15 protein-coding genes and 1 pseudogene are annotated in these 18,247 nt (G+C 32.5%); 10 read left to right on the top strand and 6 right to left on the bottom strand.

Annotated elements, in window-relative coordinates:
• Positions 1-347 precede the first annotated feature (347 nt).
• The 3 genes and pseudogenes from AACL19_RS06935 (at position 348) to AACL19_RS06925 (ending at position 3,787) form a co-directional block, all read left to right on the top strand.
• A complete protein-coding gene (locus AACL19_RS06935) occupies positions 348-1,064 on the top strand; it encodes a transporter associated domain-containing protein (RefSeq protein WP_339045745.1) in 717 nt (238 codons plus the stop codon).
• Positions 1,065-1,361: 297 nt separating this feature from the next.
• Positions 1,362-1,517 carry a hypothetical protein gene (locus AACL19_RS06930; RefSeq protein WP_339045744.1) on the top strand — a complete coding sequence of 52 codons (156 nt, stop codon included), beginning with the start codon at positions 1,362-1,364 and terminating at the stop codon, positions 1,515-1,517.
• 1,444 nt (positions 1,518-2,961) lie between these two features.
• A pseudogene (locus AACL19_RS06925) lies at positions 2,962-3,787 on the top strand (transposase family protein).
• Between the two features lie 352 nt (positions 3,788-4,139).
• On the opposite strand, the gene AACL19_RS06920 reads toward AACL19_RS06925, so the two are convergent.
• Entirely contained in the window at positions 4,140-4,328 is a 189-nt protein-coding gene (locus tag AACL19_RS06920) for a hypothetical protein (protein WP_339045743.1), read from the bottom strand.
• A 69-nt stretch (positions 4,329-4,397) separates the two neighbouring features.
• Positions 4,398-5,642 (bottom strand): HAMP domain-containing sensor histidine kinase, encoded by a 1,245-nt coding sequence (locus AACL19_RS06915; RefSeq protein WP_339045742.1) that lies wholly within the window; start codon positions 5,640-5,642, stop codon positions 4,398-4,400.
• Positions 5,643-5,835: 193 nt separating this feature from the next.
• Here AACL19_RS06915 and AACL19_RS06910 point away from each other — a divergent pair, with 193 nt between their 5' ends.
• The 3 genes from AACL19_RS06910 (at position 5,836) to AACL19_RS06900 (ending at position 9,190) form a co-directional block, all read left to right on the top strand.
• On the top strand, positions 5,836-7,008 hold the full coding sequence (locus tag AACL19_RS06910; protein ID WP_339046718.1) for an aspartate aminotransferase family protein: 1,173 nt from the start codon (positions 5,836-5,838) through the stop codon (positions 7,006-7,008).
• A 5-nt stretch (positions 7,009-7,013) separates the two neighbouring features.
• Positions 7,014-8,609: an iron ABC transporter permease gene (locus AACL19_RS06905; protein ID WP_339045741.1), complete on the top strand. Its 1,596-nt coding sequence runs from the start codon at positions 7,014-7,016 to the stop codon at positions 8,607-8,609.
• 86 nt (positions 8,610-8,695) lie between these two features.
• Positions 8,696-9,190, top strand: coding sequence for a hypothetical protein (locus tag AACL19_RS06900; protein WP_339045740.1), 495 nt, complete (start codon positions 8,696-8,698; stop codon positions 9,188-9,190).
• Between the two features lie 120 nt (positions 9,191-9,310).
• Here the strand turns inward: AACL19_RS06900 and AACL19_RS06895 are convergent, their stop codons facing one another.
• A complete protein-coding gene (locus tag AACL19_RS06895; RefSeq protein WP_339045739.1) occupies positions 9,311-9,451 on the bottom strand; it encodes a hypothetical protein in 141 nt (46 codons plus the stop codon).
• A gap of 110 nt (positions 9,452-9,561) precedes the next feature.
• Here AACL19_RS06895 and guaA point away from each other — a divergent pair, with 110 nt between their 5' ends.
• Positions 9,562-11,142, top strand: a complete 1,581-nt coding sequence (gene guaA, locus AACL19_RS06890) for a glutamine-hydrolyzing GMP synthase (protein ID WP_339045738.1) — start codon at positions 9,562-9,564, stop codon at positions 11,140-11,142.
• Positions 11,143-11,178: 36 nt separating this feature from the next.
• Here guaA and AACL19_RS06885 read toward each other — a convergent pair whose 3' ends face one another.
• On the bottom strand, positions 11,179-11,889 hold the full coding sequence (locus AACL19_RS06885) for a type II secretion system protein (protein ID WP_339045737.1): 711 nt from the start codon (positions 11,887-11,889) through the stop codon (positions 11,179-11,181).
• A 180-nt stretch (positions 11,890-12,069) separates the two neighbouring features.
• Between AACL19_RS06885 and AACL19_RS06880 the strand changes: the two genes are divergently transcribed.
• The 3 genes from AACL19_RS06880 to AACL19_RS07180 all read left to right on the top strand — a co-directional run bounded on the left by AACL19_RS06880 (position 12,070) and on the right by AACL19_RS07180 (position 16,252).
• The gene (locus AACL19_RS06880) at positions 12,070-13,860 is read left to right on the top strand and encodes an Rne/Rng family ribonuclease (RefSeq protein ID WP_339045736.1); all 1,791 of its coding nucleotides are present in this window, start codon (positions 12,070-12,072) and stop codon (positions 13,858-13,860) included.
• A gap of 95 nt (positions 13,861-13,955) precedes the next feature.
• Positions 13,956-15,869 carry a molecular chaperone DnaK gene (dnaK, locus tag AACL19_RS06875; protein ID WP_339045735.1) on the top strand — a complete coding sequence of 638 codons (1,914 nt, stop codon included), beginning with the start codon at positions 13,956-13,958 and terminating at the stop codon, positions 15,867-15,869.
• Between the two features lie 278 nt (positions 15,870-16,147).
• Positions 16,148-16,252, top strand: coding sequence for a transposase (locus tag AACL19_RS07180; RefSeq protein ID WP_410519859.1), 105 nt, complete (start codon positions 16,148-16,150; stop codon positions 16,250-16,252).
• Positions 16,253-16,635: 383 nt separating this feature from the next.
• Here the strand turns inward: AACL19_RS07180 and AACL19_RS06865 are convergent, their stop codons facing one another.
• Together AACL19_RS06865 and AACL19_RS06860 are read right to left on the bottom strand one after the other, a co-directional pair.
• Positions 16,636-17,373 carry an SDR family NAD(P)-dependent oxidoreductase gene (locus AACL19_RS06865; protein ID WP_339045734.1) on the bottom strand — a complete coding sequence of 246 codons (738 nt, stop codon included), beginning with the start codon at positions 17,371-17,373 and terminating at the stop codon, positions 16,636-16,638.
• 18 nt (positions 17,374-17,391) lie between these two features.
• Positions 17,392-18,210 carry a YihY/virulence factor BrkB family protein gene (locus tag AACL19_RS06860; protein ID WP_339045733.1) on the bottom strand — a complete coding sequence of 273 codons (819 nt, stop codon included), beginning with the start codon at positions 18,208-18,210 and terminating at the stop codon, positions 17,392-17,394.
• Between the last annotated feature and the right edge of the window lie 37 nt (positions 18,211-18,247).

Here is an 18,247-nt window from a genome sequence, read left to right as displayed (position 1 = left end):
TCACTACTTATATTGTGGATAACTATAGTCAATGTTTAATTTTTTTTGTTTAATAATCTGTTGATAACCTGTGGATAAATTATGAATATTTTTTCTTTTTTTAATTTATCCACAGGTTATACAGACTTTATTAACAATGGAAATTTTTATGGATTATTGGTTTATTATAGAATATAAACACAAAATTTGACTTATTGAAGTTAGGAATGACACAGAATCAGGAAAGGATCTCCTTTTTAGAAAAGATAAAACGTAAGTTGTTTTTATTACTGTTTAAAAGTAGCTCTACCTTTAGGAAATGCGCGACCGAGTTTGTGATAAAAAATAATTTGCTGTATAGTTTGAACGTGTCTAATAACGTAGTAGAGATCTGTAATAACAGTATAAGGGATATAATAATTCCACGTGCAGAAATCTATGCAATTGATATAGACAAAGATGATGCAATTGATAAGTTAAAGAATAGTAATCATATAGAAGTACCGGTCTACAAGAGTAATCTTGATAACATAATTGGATTTATACATATAAAGGATGTGTTATTTAATTTTGATAAAAATATTAGCTTAAAAAGTATAATACGTAATGTATTTTATATACCACCATCAATGAAAATAATGAATTTGTTTATAAAAATGCAATCTTCGCAAAAATATCTAGCAATTGTTCTTGATGAATATGGTTGTACTGAAGGTTTAGTCTCTATGATTGATCTTGTAAAAGGAATAGTTGGAAGTGTAGGCAAGAGTGAGTATGATGAAAATCCTGGCTTTTTTTTTACTAAAATAGCGGAAAAAAAGTTTGAAGTATCAGCAAAGGCTTTAATCAAAGAAGTTGAAGATAAATTGCGTATAGAACTTAAAGATTCTGAAGATGAGGATTATGTTACAATTAGTGGTTTAGTTTTTGCAATTGCAGGTAAAGTACCGTTGATCAATGAAGTGGTCAAGCATAAAAATGGGGTTAAATTTATAATAAAAGAGGCAAATGAACGTTACATACAAAAATTGATACTTGATTTAAGTGAGTATAGTAAGGATGAGTATAAGAGTGACAAGGTTTAAAAGGGTTTTATTTTCAGCTGCTGCTGCTTCAACGGCATGGTAATGAAGAAAGAGATAAGAAGGCAGTAGGCTACAATCTGTAAAAAAGTACAGTAAATATCAAAAATATACAATATTGTCAGAGAAATGCTGATGGGATGGATAGTGTAGCTAGGACAAAGCCAAATAAAGGAAAGTTAAGGAAATGAAAATTTGGAAGATGTTTTGCACATAGACTAATACAAAAGTTGGTTTTTTTATATAATATCAAAACCTGTGCATAATAAATAGGATAAAGGAAAAAATCTTAATGAAATTGTGAAAAGATATCCAAAAAAAGAACTATGTTTCTTTGATAAAAAGATTTATACTTTTCATAAAAAAAGAGAGGATGTAATGTATAAAGATGAAGAAATAGAGATAGGAATAAACATAAGTGATGATGTTAACTTGGTAGAAGTAGTATCTTTATAGGTGATATTCATTTTTGCAGTTGTGGAAAAACGATGTTATTATTGACTATGATATTAATATATAAGGCTCCTTTTTCATCAGGTTGGAAGTCATTAACGCAGATAATATCATTACAATACAACTAAGGCTCTAGTATAAAGCCAGCTAATATTAACACTATAGTAGACATTTAGGTACAAAGGTGAGAATGTTTTTATTAAAATTTTAGAGAACACCCAATAAACTGAGTTTTTAGTTTAGTTCAATTTTTTGGGAAGAAGCTGAAAAATAGTTAAAGATCAATTAAGCAAAGTCATAGCCTATTTCTGCTTTACCTTCCTTATATCACATTGTTTATACAAGGCATTTGTACTACTCTGATTTGTGCTACTTATGGCTTAGGTAATGTTTCTTCTTGCACAAAAAGACAAGAATATCTCACACACTTAAATCCCTAAATGGAAGAAAGCCAGGGTTTAATTTTCTTGGAATATCCAATGAAACAAAATAAACAAGTTATTGATTAAACCAAGTCATAAAACAACATAATCTGGTTATTAAACGTAAGCTTAGAGAAATGCGTGGTAAATATCAGGAAGATGTAATGAATAACCTTAACCCTATTATTAGAGGGGGAGCCAAATTCGACAATTTTAAGTTTAGTTCAATGGATAATATTATGTTTGGGAAACTTTGGAAAATAGGAAATTTATAGGCACAAAAATAGAGAAAAATACTGGATAAAGAGTTTAGAAAATATAAAAACGATAATTGGCGGTTGATGACAAGTAATAAGGCATTTCTTACTAAGCACATTCTATAAAACGACATGTCAAAGTGAAGGGAAATGAGTCCCCTTATGATGGGGATTGGACATATTGGGGCAAGCGTATAAGTAAAACACCATGCACATCACCACTAGTGATAAAACTGATGAAGTTACAGCAAAGCAAATGTGATTATTGTAAACTTTGGTTTAGGTCAGATTACAGGTACATCATCGAGATCGAAATATAAGTAATAATCAAACCAAAAATTTGTCCTTATTGCATAAGCATTGTCATGATATGAAAGAAGTGTGTATGACAAACACCAAATTAGAGAGGAGCCGGGAATAATGGGCAAACTATCAAGTTGAAGTTAAGTGGAGGGTTCTCCACTTAGGTAACATTGAGAATACGCAAAAGCACCAAAACTAGCAGGAAACACATCCAGTATTATAGCTTAATTCACAAAGGTAGAAAAGTATATAGGTAAGATAGAAAGAGGAAAAATGGCAAAACCATATCAATGTAAATTAAGGGCAAGAGTCATTGCAGTAGTGGAATCTGGAATGGCAATAAAGTAAAATATTTAAGGTATACTAAATAAAACTTGATCTGACACTTAGAATAAGTAAAGACCTGGTGCAAAAGAGGAGAAATGGTTATATAAAGAGAGATAGAGCAAGAAAAAGTGAGGCAAGATGAGCATAAATTACCATAATATAAAAGAACATCCGAGGAATTTTCGAGATGTAACAGGTCTGACAATAAGAGAATTCGAAAAGGTTATAGAAAAAGTGCGCCCAGAGTGGGAGAAAGTTAAAAAACGGAAATGGAAGAACATCAAAATAGCCTGTGTTGGAAGACAAAATACTTTGTATAATTCTGTATTATAGAACTTACATAACACACCGATTCTTGAGTTACCGATTCAACTTGTATAACTCAAACATCTGCCGATTACTCAAGAAAATGGAACCACTTTTGGCTAAAAAAATCTCAATAAAAAAGGACAGAACTATGACGCCAGAAAGAATTTTGAAGATATTAGCAGATGTTACAGAACAACCAATAGAACGGCCAAAAGACAGGAAAAAAAGAAAATTGTCTTATTCTGGCAAGAAAAGAGTAAACACGATAAAAACGGAAATCGTTATAAGAGAAGATGGGCAAATTCTATCAGTGTCAAAGTCATACAGAGGTCGAACTCACGATTTTAAGATATGAAAGCAGGAAAAAATGTTACCAAAAGAGAATATAAAGTATGCAGATTCTGGATATCAGGGGTGGCAAAAATTGCAGAGTAACGTTATGATTCCGCATAAAAGGTATCGAAAAAAATTGCTGACGGACGATCAAAAAGAGCACAATCGGAAGCTGGCATCATTTAGGATGAAAGTGGAGCATAAAATCCGTGAAATTAAGATTTTTAAAATCATGTCGCATACCTATCGCAATTTTCAGAAGAAATACAACATGAGATTTAACATAATTGCTGGTCTCGCAAACCTCAGGCATGAGTTTTAATTGATTCTTGCTGTTGCTGCTGAAATTAGTTGCATACCGTTTCTCAGCGGGTCTGTAGTCTAAAAATGAGAGTTTAAGTGATATTTTAATTGCATAAACTGTTAATTTCTGCTGCATGACGTATGAACTGGTGCTATAGGCTATGTATTTGATTCAGTAATATTACTACTTATGTCTTTTAGTAAGTCAGGTAGAACTACTCCGCTAGTAGGGGAGGCTTATCTTTCATTGTAGGTTGTTCATTAATAGCACCTAATTGTTACATTTCACAACTATCAGAAAGTATTCTCTTTACTCTCAATCATTCCGAATTATCGTAGCCTAGTGTATAACCATCACGCTTTAAATAACACTATAAACAGCATCCAGTAGCTGTAGAAATTACCGCTGATCCTGCTGAAGCAATGCTGATACATTTTGCTATTGGGACTACTGATGGACACGTAAAACAAAGAGCAGCATAAAAGGTAACTGAACATGAGACAACAGGTGCTATGTCTATACAAGATATGATAGGTTGATATTTATGATTTCTTGGCATATTTATTTGCTAACAAAGAAATAATTAGATTAATAATACTCTTAAAAGAGAAGAGTCAACAAAGAAACATTAAAAATCCTGTGTTTCAATAGGAAAAATCAAAGTTAATGTAGTACCAAGTTGTGGTTCGCTTTTTATGCTAAAAGTTCCACCCATAAGTTCCACTAACTTTTTGCTAAGTGGCAAACCTAACCCAGTTCCTTCATATTGATCATAAGAATTGTTATCTGATTGACCAAATATAGACATTACCTTATGTATATTTTGTTGTACTATCCCAATCCCTGTATCATTTATTTCAATTGATATATTATCTGTATTTTTTTCTGCTTTAATTCTAATAATACCATTTTTAGGGGTAAATTTTACCGCATTTGATAATATATTCATTATCACTTGCTTCATTCTCTTTGGATCTGCTTCCATGAGGAGTTGACCCTCAGTGAGAATTTTTTCAATTTTTCTCTTTTGTAATTGTGGTGTGATTACCTGCAAGCAAGATTCTATTGTCTTATTTAAGTCAAATCTGATTTTATTTACGACTAATTTATCTGCTTCAGCTTTTGAAAGATCTAGTATGTCGTTAACTAAATCTAAAAGGTGAATACCAGAATCGTATATATCGTTTACATATTCCTTATATTTAGGATTTTCTATTGATTTTGCAGATTCATTTTTAATAATTTCCGAAAATCCAATTATTGAGTTTAAAGGTGTGCGTAACTCATGAGTGATATTAGCTAAGAATCTTGATTTATTCATATTTTCCTTTTCTGCTAAAGCTTTGGCATTTTCGAGCTCAAGATTGGTTTTATGTTGTACATTGATTACCTTATTGTTTTGGCTATGCAAATGACGGATGAATAGCACCATTATTACAGTAAGTGAAGACACTAATGCTATAAATGCAAAACTGACTTGAATAAGAAGATTAAAATAATATTTTTGAACAATCTTTAAAAATAAGAAGGGTTTACCATTTTCTTTTGATACCCGAAAAATTGAAACTAGAAATTGATTGTTTTTGTAAAATATATGCTCATTTTTTTCTAGCTGTTTCAAATCGTTTGGCGTTAATAGTTGCCTATAATTATCTTGATCTAAGTTACTATCAAATAACATCTGACCATCTTTTCCATATAAAATAACATTTATACTTGTTCCACTAATCAGCTGTGACAATTCAGCACGACATTTAACTAATTGATTTAAGTAGTTAAAATTAGAGTGCAGTTCATCATACCCTTTTACAAAGAGGTCACCATATTTTTTTATAATAGAATTTGTGATTATGATCTTGAAATTTGAGCTCATATCTTGATAAAAAGTAAATATTCTTTCTGCTAGAAATGAACCTATAAGCGTACAGCTTGAGATTAGTGTTAAGAATATAAGTGCTAAGAAAATAACTCTTACACGATATTTTACAAAAAAATTCTTATATTTATTCATGTTGTAACGTTAAAATTTTATGTTTAAAATAATACATAATACCTATGATAGAATTATGGCAATTTCTCCTATATTACCAATTTATTCTCCTATTGATATAAATTTTTCTCATAGTGAGGGCGCATATCTGTATGATACCAAGGGTAAACGTTATATAGATTTTCAGTCAGGTATAGCGGTAAATAGTTTAGGACATTGCCATCCACGCTTAGTTAGTACGCTAAAAGAGCAAAGCGAGAAAATATGGCATCTTTCAAATATTAACACTATACCAACTGCTGTAGAATTTGCTAAAAGGCTAATAGCAAATAGTTTTGCTGATACTGCATTTTTTACAAATTCTGGCACCGAAGCAGTGGAATGTGGGCTAAAAATAGCAAGATCTTATCAGAATGGTAAAGGCAATTATCATCGTTATAAAATTATAACGTTTAAAGGAGCTTTTCATGGAAGAAGTTTTGCTGCTTGTTCAGGAAATGACCCTGAAAAATTTTCTGATCTTTTAAGGCCTTACGTCGAATGGTTTGAAAATGTTGAACCGAATATAGAGAGCGTTAAAAAAGTAATCAACAATAATATTGGGGTAATTTTGATTGAACCAATACAAGGTGAAGGTGGGATCAATATAATGGATCGTAATTTTCTTAAGAATCTAAGAGAGTTATGTAACGAGCACGACATATTATTATTTTTTGATTGTGTGCAATGTGGTGCTGGCAGAACTGGAAAGTTGTTTGCATATGAGCATTTTGATGTAAAACCTGACATATGTGCACTTGCAAAAGGTATTGGGGGAGGCTTCCCTCTCGGAGCGTGTCTTGCAACTGAAAACGCTGCTAAGTATATGGGTGTGGGTCTACATGGGTCAACTTATGGTGGCAATCCTCTAGCTACATCAATAGGTAATGCTGTACTTGATGAGTTGCTGAAAGACGGATTTTTAAAAAGTGTTGAAGATAAAGGTAAGTATCTAAAAGGTAAGCTACAACAATTAGCAGATAAACATGAGATCATTCAAGAAATTAGGGGTTTGGGTTTAATGCTTGGAGTCAAAATAAACACAGATAATAAAGAATTTTCGCGAGAATTATGTTATCGTGGGCTTTTGACCGTTGGTACTACAGCGCAGCAAGTAGTTAGAATTTTACCACCTTTAATTATAACCAAAGAACAGATAGATGAAGGAATTGAAATTCTAGATACTTATTTAAATGAAATAGCAAATTAAATTAAGTGTCAAAGCTATTACAAAAGGTATTTCTTTGCTTGATAATAAGCCTTTTTGCATGTCCTTTAGTTTCATTAATATCAATCTTGTTCACGGAGCAGCAAAGTGCTAAGTGGGCAATACACACATTACTCTTTGAATATACAGCAAATACAATTCTTTTAATGATAGGGGTGGGTGTTATATCATTTGTTTTTGGTGTAATTAGCTCTTGGTTTGTTACTTTTTTTTCATTTCCAGGATGTAAATTTTTTGAAGTTTTTTTGTTTTTGCCAATCTCAATACCGGGATATATAGTATCATTTGTTTACACCAATGTGCTTGAATATTCAGGTCCAATACAAAGTTTACTGAGAGAAATATTTCACTTACAAAAAAATGACTATTGGTTTCCAGAAATCAGATCTTTGGGTGGTGGTATATTAATACTCGGTTTTACTCTTTTTTCCTATGTATACATATTAGCACGTTCAAGCTTTACTAGCCTAAATAACTCTGTAATTGTTGCTTCAACACTTGGACAATCACCATTTAAAATCTTTACCTCTATAGCTTTACCTGCAGCCCGTCCAGCAATCACCGCAGGTATATTGCTTATATTTATGGAAGTTATTGCTGACTTTGGTACATCACAGATTCTCGCCATTAACACTTTAACCACAGGAGTATATAGAACGTGGTTTTTACTTCATGATCGATATTCTGCCACTATTTTATCAATCATAGAGCTATCAATTATTATGTTATTTGTGATAGCTGAAAGGATATCAAACAATAGACAAAAATTATATTCATCAATTATTATAAACTCTGATTATCAACGCAGATGGAATGTTAATAATAAAATACTTTTGATTTCAATTTATTTGGTCTGCACATTACCAATCCTTATTGGGTTTATATTTCCTATTATCCCTTTAATATATTGGACAGTGCAGAGGATAAATGTTTTTGTAAGTGATTTAAAGTTCTATATTGCTATCATAAACAGCATCAGTATTGCCCTGGTTGCAGGATCGATGCTCGTTATAACTTCACTTGTTATTGGCTATGCTGCACGTTACAGTAAAATTACTTACTATGTAGCACGTTTTATATCTATTGGCTATGCAATTCCTAGTGCTATTGTGGCAATAGCGATACTTACTTTTCTTGGAAAATTGTCTAGCTTCATAAGTAGATATACTATGGAAATAACATTAATTGGCACTACAGGAGCCCTACTATATTCTTATATGTTCCGCTTTTTTGCCATTTCATTTAAAACGATAGAAGCAGGCTTAAGAAAAATACCAAATGAAATTGATTGGGCATCTTATACTATGGGATATAGCTCCACAGCAACTTGTATTAACATACATATTCCTCTGATTAAAAGAAGCGTACTGTTTAGTTTCTTGCTTGCATTTATAGATATTATACAAGAGCTAACTGCAACTTTAATTATTCGACCTTTTAATTTTGAAACGCTGACAACACGAATGTATGGGCTCATCTGTGATGAAAGGTATATGGATGCAGCACCATTATCAATTGTCATAGTGCTCATAAGCCTTATATCAGTTACAGTATTACTTAAATTATCAAATACAGATAAATAGCAAGTAACTTAAATCTTAATTTTTTAAGAAAATTGACTTAATTATAAATCATATGTATAATATATTAATTAACATAAGAGGAGAAAATGCTAAATGTCATTCCTGCTGCTGCAATGGCTCCAACAATACTCAGCAATAGATTAAATAATAAAGAATTAAGAAATAAAATTTTAATACTCATTACATGCTTGCTAGTAATAAATGCTTTAGGTATTGGGCTTTGCATCCAATTTTCACAGTTAACAGGAGTGTTTGAAATGACCTCTATTACATTTACACTAATAGCTGCTGCATGTATTTTTATATTGCCAAAACTTTTTTCTAAGGCGAAATCTTCTGAGAATATTAATCATGAAGAGGAGTTGCTTAGTAACCTAACTATGTGTAACCCTGAAAGAAGAGTAATTACCGAATATAATATCAACCAAATTAATCATTCACTTTCAGAAAATCATGTTAGCGATGTAGCAAGAAGTCTATTTTGTGGGCCGCTTATGATTTTGGCTACAAGTAGTGAGAATTCTTACATATCACCAACAGTAGCACCTTTTCTAGCGCATGTTATTGGAAGCTATCGATAATACAGTTTGCGCTTCTATAGATGTAACTACAGCAACTACTAAGGCAATTACTAAAAGTGTAATGGAGTCATCTACTACTAGGGCTATTTGTTCTTCCATTAATACAACTGCTGTAGCTACCTATGATATAGCAGCGTCGTCTTTAGGATATGTATCGAGTACCCTATCATCCGTAAGCTTAAGATTTGTATCGTTTACACAATCAGCAAGTAATTGAGTAGGCAATCTAGCTAATTCTTTTGGAACAATGCGACTCAACATTCATCCCTAGTTTTATAAAATCTACATATTACTGAATCAAGCACACGAATAAATATCTTAACTATCGTGTAGATTTGTGATAAATAATAACTAGTTATTAGTATTATTAAATGTCAAAGATAGCAATAATCGACTTTGGTTCGCAATTCACGCAATTGATTGCCAGAAGAATTAGAGAGATGAGGATCTATTCTGAAATATTTCCTTGTACTATAGCAGCTGATGAGATATCTGATTTTGACGCATTTATTTTATCAGGCGGGCCAGATTCTGTAAATACAGCAGAACCTGCTGCATCATTGCTAAATGAGATTATGAATCTAAATCAAAACAGAGGTATTCCAATACTTGGAATATGTTATGGAAAGCAGTTAATTTGTCACTATTTTGGAGCGCAAATACAATCTGATTGTAAAAAAGAATTCGGTAGGACGAATATAAAGATATTGGCTGATTCTCCTATTATTCAGGGTTTATGGAATGTTGGTTCTGAAATAGATGTATGGATGAGCCATTCAGATAGTGTAATAAGCGTGCCAAGTGGGTTTAATACAATTGCAGTTGGAGCGATAAGTAATGCTGCAGCGATAATAGGAAACGAGGCAAGAAAAATATATTGCACTCAATTTCATCCTGAGGTTAGGCATACAAATAATGGAACGGGGTTATTGTCAAATTTTCTCGATATAGCAAAATGTGAAAGAAATTGGACTATGGATTCTTTCTCTGTAGAGCAGATAAAAAAGATAAAAAACGAAATTGGCAACAAGCAGGTTATAGGAGCTGTAAGTGGTGGTGTTGATTCAAGTGTGGCAGCAGTGCTAATGCATAAGGCTATAGGTGAGCAGATGCACTGTGTTTTTATTGATACGGGCTTGCTCAGAAAAAACCAAGCGTATGATACAAAAGCCATATTTGAAAAAATAGGAGTTTCACTTATATCTGTAGATAAATCAGATTTATTTTTTAAAAAATTGAAAGGAATAGTTGATCCAGAGGAAAAACGTAAAATTATTGGTAACACTTTTATTGATATCTTTACGGAAGAAGCAAGAAAAATAGGTAATATAGATTTCTTAATGCAGGGAACTATATATTCTGATGTGATAGAATCAGGTTTTGGTTCAAGTTATGGACAGGACACGAAAATAAAATCTCATCATAATGTTGGTGGGCTACCAGAAAAAATGCAATTAAAGCTTGTGGAACCTTTGCGTTCCTTGTTTAAAGATGAAGTAAGGCTGCTGGGTAAAGAATTAGAATTGCCAGATGATGTTCTTTTTTGTCACCCATTTCCTGGTCCTGGACTTGCTTTGCGGATTATTGGTGAAGTCACAGAAGAGAAAGTTAAAACACTGCAAGAAATAGATCATATATATATCAATATGATGAAGAGTTACAATTTATATAGCGCGATATGGCAGGCCTTTGCCATATTGCTACCAATTAAAACTGTAGGGGTAATGGGAGATAGAAGGACTTATAAATATGTATGTGCCCTAAGAGCTGTAACGTCGTCGGATGCAATGACCGCAGATGCATTTCCTTTTGAAGCAAAACAGCAATATGGGGAAGTGTTTTGGGATTTTTTACAAAATGTTAGCAACGCCATTATTAACCATGTTAAAAACATAAGCAGGGTAGTCTATGATATAACCTCGAAACCACCTGCTACAATTGAATGGGAGTAAAAACACTTTTGAAATATCCGTTGCTTTTATATAATTTTAATTAAATTGCCATCTCATTTTGTATCTAACAATATCATCGAAGTAGCTAAGCTCATCTGAAGGGTTTTGTTTTGAAAAAGGTTTTTGTATAAAAATATAATTACCAGTTTGATAGTTTGAGCAATTTATTCTTTTATCGTCATTGGTAGAGCTATTGTAGATTTGTGTTTCTCCATAATGTGACCATGCACAGTATCCGTTTTTGCCATGGCTAATAAGCACCATCATTGCATGATTTGTTTTTACCTGATTATTTCCTCCAACTATTTTTATAGAACCATGACGTGAGGATAAGTAATATTCTGGATTAGAAAAGTTGCTATCAATTGAGTATCCGATGCGTCTGTTCCAACCATCAAACATAAAATCATCATCAAGCTGTAAAGTACGGACTGGTACAGTTCCATGTGATATTTGCTTAAATAGTATTAAGTCCCTACATTTAAAATTCCCATCTTCAAGATTTATGCTTTCCAGACCAAACTTTTTTTCGCTAGCTCTAAGTTCTCCTATTGCTGGACATGGAAGACGGTTATGAGATGCTGCATATGACTCAACTGTTTTTTCTATTATATCTAACTTTTTCAGTGTTTGTTGATATTTTTCTTTGTTTATATATCTATTTCTCAAAGACAGCACATTACTGAAAACTATAGACAAAATAATCAATACTATAGTTAATTCTAAAAGAGAAAACCCCTTATTCATACGGTACCACGTTAAACTGAAATTTAGCTAATTAAAAATGTCTTAAAAAAGAATTAATATGCTATTTATATTACTATAAGTGTATTTGTAGAGGTTTTCTGTATTGTGTGAGTTAAAATTCTTGACAATTACTGTTAGTATTAAATAAAATTCAAGACTTAATGATTTGTAGTTTAAAGTGTGTCGAGTCGTAGTAAAAAAATATTAATAGATGCTATATTGCAAGATGAAATAAAAATAGCTGTTTTAGATGATAATAAAGTAGTTGGGTTTGAGCAAGATATAAAAGGAAAAAAACAATTAAAAGGTAATATATACGTTGCTTTAGTTAAGCGTATAGAACCCTCCTTACAGGCAGTTTTTATTGAATACGAAAAAAACAAGCAAGGTTTTTTACCCTTTTATGAGATATCACCTATTTATTATCAGCTTCCTGAGGATGAGAAAAAACTTTTACTTCAGCAGTTTTATTCTTATAAAAAGTGTGTTCAAAACAGTAAAGAATCAATTAACAGTGATCAGTCAATTTCAAATCAGAGTAGCGATGGTTGTGCTGGTAACAATGAAAGCAATTTGCCAGTTTACAAAAAACATAAACTACAAGATGTAATACAGTTAAATCAAAAAATCCTGGTTCAACTTACAAAAGAGGCACGTGGCTACAAGGGGGCATCCTTTTCAACATATATTACCTTAGTGGGTAAGTACTGTGTTTTGATGCCAAGTTCTAACAGTAAGGGTGGCGTGTCTCGTAGAATAGGGGATGACAATGTCAGAAAGTACCTGCAGGAGGTGTTAAGTAGTATACAATTACAAGAAAGAACTAGTTTAATTATTAGAACTGCTGGTGCCTTTAGGAAAAAGGAAGAAATAGAACAAGATTATCGCGAGCTGTGTTCTATGTGGAAAAAAATTCAGAATCAACAAAATAGCATTACAGATAGCAGAGTTCCAGCCCTTGTTCATAGTGAAACTGATATTATTACAAGATCACTTAGGGATTTTTATGATACTCAAGTAGGTGAAATTGTAGTATCAGGTGAAGAGGCCTATAAAATAGTTAGAGAATATGTTAGGCCATTAAGAAATAAATTACGTATTGAATTATACAAAGGCATATTACCGATTTTTATTTATTATAAAGTTGAAGAACAAATATCAAAATTATACAGTAACTCAGTAGAGTTACCTTCTGGTGGTTATTTAGTAATAACATCAACAGAGGCCTTGGTATCAATAGATGTAAACTCAGGTAAAATGACAGGAGAAGAAGGTATTGAGGAAACAGCATATAAAACTAATATGGAAGCAGTTCAAGAGATAGCTAGGCAGGTGAATTTACGTGGCTTATCTGGTCTTATAGTAATTGATTTTATAGATATGATAAAGCAAGAGCATTGTCATGAAGTTGAATTAGCTGTAAAGGAAGCTTTTAAGGATGATAGAGCTAAGATTCAGTTTGGATGCATCAATTCCTTTGGTTTGATGGAAATTTCAAGGCAAAGAATTAAACCAAGTATTTTAGAAACCAACACTGTTGAATGTTTTTATTGCAAGGGTATAGGAAAGATAAAATCAATGGAAGTTATAGCACTTTCGATATTACGTGAATTAAAATATGCTGCTGATAAGAACCAAGGTAAGATTTTTAATTTATATGCCCATTACTGGGTTGTTGCTTATATTTTCAATAGCAAACGCTTTATCATATCTGAAATAGAAAGAGAATATAATATCTTATTTAATGTTGATATTGATAATAATCTTGATATAGATAACTTTTACCTTAAACATGGTGGTGATGTTCATAATTGTGGGAATTCACCAGCTTTAGATTCTAGTCGAAGTAATCAAGGAAATCAGAGAAAAAATGGCAAAATGTTAGGTAAATCAAATAGAGTCAATAGTACTAAAAAGAAAAAGCCTTGGCTAATCCAGTGGTTGTTGCGCTTATTGAAATTAGAAAATTAATTTTAATCTAAAAATAATATGGGTTGTAATCTGGTGAATCGTTACTATATAGTTAAGATATAATTTGAGTTTAATAATTTAGGAGAGCAGTTTTTATGGCAATTATTGGTATAGATCTAGGAACTACTAACTCTTGCGTTGCAGTTAATGTTGGTGGCGAAGTTAAAGTAATTGAAAATAGTGAAGGTGCGAGAACAACTCCTTCTGTAGTAGCTTTTACTGAATCAAAAGAAATGTTAGTTGGTGCTGCAGCTAAAAGACAAGCATCAACAAACTCTAGCGGTACATTTATAGCAACAAAAAGGTTAATAGGACGTAGATTTGATGATGCTGAAAAGGGAGCTGCATATAAAATAGTTAATGTAAAAGGTGATACTTGGGTTGAAGCTTGGGGTAAGCAATATTCGCCTAGTCAAGTTGGCGCTTTTATATTACAAAAAATGAAGGAAACAGCAGAAACTTTCCTTGGGGAGAAGGTAACACAGGCGGTAATAACTGTTCCTGCTTATTTTAATGATGCTCAGCGTCAAGCCACAAAGGATGCTGGTCAGATAGCGGGCCTGGAAGTTAAAAGAATAATAAATGAGCCAACTGCTGCAGCTTTAGCGTATGGATTAGATAAAAAACATGGTCACACTATAGCTGTCTATGACTTAGGCGGTGGTACATTTGATGTTTCTATACTGGAGATAAGTGAAGGAGTTATTGAAGTAAAATCTACCAACGGTGATACTAAATTAGGCGGTGAGGATTTCGATAATTGCATAATAAACTATTTATTGGATGAGTTTAGAAAAGAAAATGGAATGGATCTCAGCTCTGATCGGTTAGCATTATCAAGAATCAAAGAGGCTACTGAAAAGGCAAAAATAGAACTGTCAAGCTCTATGCAAACAGAAATAAATTTGCCTTATCTTACTGCAGATAGTAGTGGTCCTAAACATTTGAATATAAAACTAACTAGGGCAAAGCTTGAAAGTTTAGTTGATCATCTGATAGAGAAAACTATGATCCCTTGTCGAAAAGCTCTTGAAGATGCAAAATTAACTACTTCATCTATAGGTGAAGTAGTTTTAGTAGGTGGAATGACAAGGATGCCAAAGGTTATAGAAAAAGTAGAAAAATTTTTTGGTAAGAGTCCAAATAGGAGTGTTAATCCAGATGAAGTTGTAGCAATAGGTGCTGCTATACAAGGAGCTATACTTGCAGGAGATGTAAGAGATGTACTGCTTTTAGATGTAACTCCTCTCTCTCTTGGAATCGAAACACTTGGAGGTGTTTTTACTTCTCTTATTGAACGCAATACCACTATCCCTACTAAAAAATCTCAGGTTTTTTCTACTGCTGAGGATAATCAAACTGCAGTGACAATAAAAGTGTATCAGGGGGAAAGAAAGATGGCCGCTGATAATAAGTTGCTTGGCCAATTTAGTTTGGAAGGTATCCCACCTGCACCGCGTGGTATGCCGCAAATTGAAGTCACTTTTGATATAGATGCAAATGGTATTGTCAATGTTTCTGCTAAGGATAAAGCTTCTAGTAAAGAACAAAAAGTAACAATACAATCTTCTGGTGGGCTATCAAAAGGTGAAATAGAGCGTATGGTTAAAGAAGCTGAAGAAAAAGCGAATGAAGATGAAAAGCGTAAAAAGTTTATTGAAGTTAAAAATAACGCTGACAGTATGATTCATTCTACAGAAAAATCCTTAAGAGAATATGGAGATAAAGTTTCTGCTAATGATAAGTCTAGTATTGAAAATGCAATTAATGAGTTAAAGGAGTCTATGAAGTCTGATAATATTGATAATGCTGACTTAATTCAGCAAAAAATTGATAATCTTTCTCAAGTATCTATGAAACTTGGTGAGGCTATGTATACTGCTTCTCAACAGCAACAAAATACTTCTTCTAATTCTAAAGCGACAGATGATGAAGGATATCAATCGAGTGATGAGAAAGTAGTGGATTCTGACTATCAAGAAATAAATGGTGATGAAAGCAAAAAGTAGTCTAAAAGTAGGAGATTTTGACCTAAATAGGCTTTTTTATGTAGTTAACTTCACCTTGAGCATTTAGTATTGGACTACTTTATTATGAATTATAAACATGATTTTCACAGTACATTTGATCTAGATTAGTATTTTGTACTAAATATAGATGTAGAGTTCTAATGGGTGCAGTAGCAATAGGGAAGTTATTAGAGAGTGCAAATTACATGGGTATCGGTGTGATAATATTACCTCTGATCACATACATATGCTGATTTCTGTGCCTCCAATTATCCAAATTGGTTCAGTATATCAAAGGACAGAGTAGTCGCAAGCTATTCCAAGAATTTGAACAATTAAAAAAAAGATATTGGGGTAATATCCTTTACTATCGGCAATGTTAATGCTGCAGATGTGCAAAAGTACATTGAAGAACACACCATCAGATTTTAATATTTCAGAGTTTTAAAGCTTGCTTTGTAAGCGTTTACCCAAACCACCAGCTTTAGCTGGTTGTAGTTGATAAAGTGATTTTATAACTTTTATTCTTTAGCTTTAAAAAGCAAATCTAATTTAAGTTGATTGAAATCTATAGTATATTTATGAATTCTGTCTGATTACATACATGTTATGTAATAAAATTTACAGTTCGAAGGTAGGTTCTTATTAATGTAATGAAAAATCGACATATATTTAATGTATAGGGAAAAGGATAAGGAGCAGCAAAGAGCTTGCAATAGAATAAGAAACAGTACAGAAACGCCTGTAGGAATAAATTTCCTGCTGATTAGGTTGGTTGTAATTGAAAGACTTCTCCACTAATTTTGCAATTTTGAGATGCAAGCTCTACAAATTTATCAGTAAGTTCTTCTGGTGAAGGTAGTTTGGATACGTCTTGTCCAGGAAATGCTTGTTTATAAACACCACTATTTACTGTTCCTGGTTGTACTATATTTATGCATAGTTTTGTATGTTTTGTCTCTGCTGCGTACACTTTTACCATTGCTTCTAAAGCAGCCTTGCTGGCGGCATATGGACTCCAATACGGATAGGAAATTGGCGATTGCCCAGTGTTTGAAGTAACAAAAATAACTCTTCCTGCTTCAGCACGTTTAAGTAACAGATCCAGATTTTTAATTAAGTACCAATTAGCGTTAAAGTTGGTTCCTATAATACTTTCCCATGTACCTGGATCGTAATCCTGCACAGGGCATAACTCACCCAATACTCCAGCACTGGCAACTAAAATATCTAAACGTTGATACTGTTTGTCAATTGCTCCTGCAAGCTCTTTGATTTTTTCAAATTCTAAAAGATCAAGCTGTACTAAAGTAGTATTGAATTCTTCTTTTTTGTCAGGAACTAATTTTTTTATTTCATCATCTACTTCCCTTAAATCTTCAATATTTCTAGATACTAAAATTACATGTGCGCCTTCCTGTATAAACCTTTTGGCTACCGCTGCTCCTATTCCTTTTGAAGCCCCAGTAATTAAAGCTACTTTACCGGATAATAAGTCACTCATTTTGCTAGTAAATAACTTTTACTTTATATCTTTTTGTGCAGAATTGCAATGTTTAAACTTGTAGTTAAATTCCGCTCCATATATAAAAATAAAACTTAAAATATAAAAGAACAAAAGGGAGACTATAATACCAGCTAAGCTACCGTATATGATGCTAAGCTGATGGAAAGTCTGTAAATACTTGGTAAAAGCTATAGCTGACAGAGTCCACAGTATTATAACCATTATGCTACCTGGGATGACATTGATAAATTTCTGTTTTACGTTTGGCAACAAAAAATACAGCCAACAGACTGTAATGAATAATACAAATTCAACTATAATGAATCTAATATAGCTACTAATTTTCCAATTAAAAAAATCTTCTAGTATTGGTATTAACGTGGTACACATTATGGTGATTATTATAATCAGCGTAATAATTAAGAATTGGATTATACTAAGTAACCTTCGCAATATGTAAGATGGTGGAGATGAAACTCTGTGTACTTTATTTAGTATACCTCTTATTCCTTCAACTGCAGAAGATGCAGTCCATATAGCTCCAACTATGGCAAGCGTCAGTAGATTTTGTGGAGGACCTGATATAATTTCATTAATACGAGGCATAAGTGATGACATCATATCGCTGGGCATATTTTCGGTAATAAATGACAGGAGTTTCTTGTCAATATCATATTGATTTAAAAAATCAGTGACAGTTGTAGCTAAGGTTGTAAGAAATACTAAAAAAGGAAAAATGGATAACAAAATAATAAATGCTAAATACCCTGCATACTCTTCATGGGCAATAGTATCTTTAAACGTATAATAGATACATTTAAAAATCTTTTTCATTTTTATACCTTAACATTATTTACTATACATAACACAT

Source organism: Candidatus Mesenet endosymbiont of Agriotes lineatus, assembly GCF_964019585.1.
Classification (GTDB): Bacteria; Pseudomonadota; Alphaproteobacteria; order Rickettsiales; family Anaplasmataceae; genus Mesenet.
This window is presented reverse-complemented; position numbering and strand designations above follow the sequence as displayed.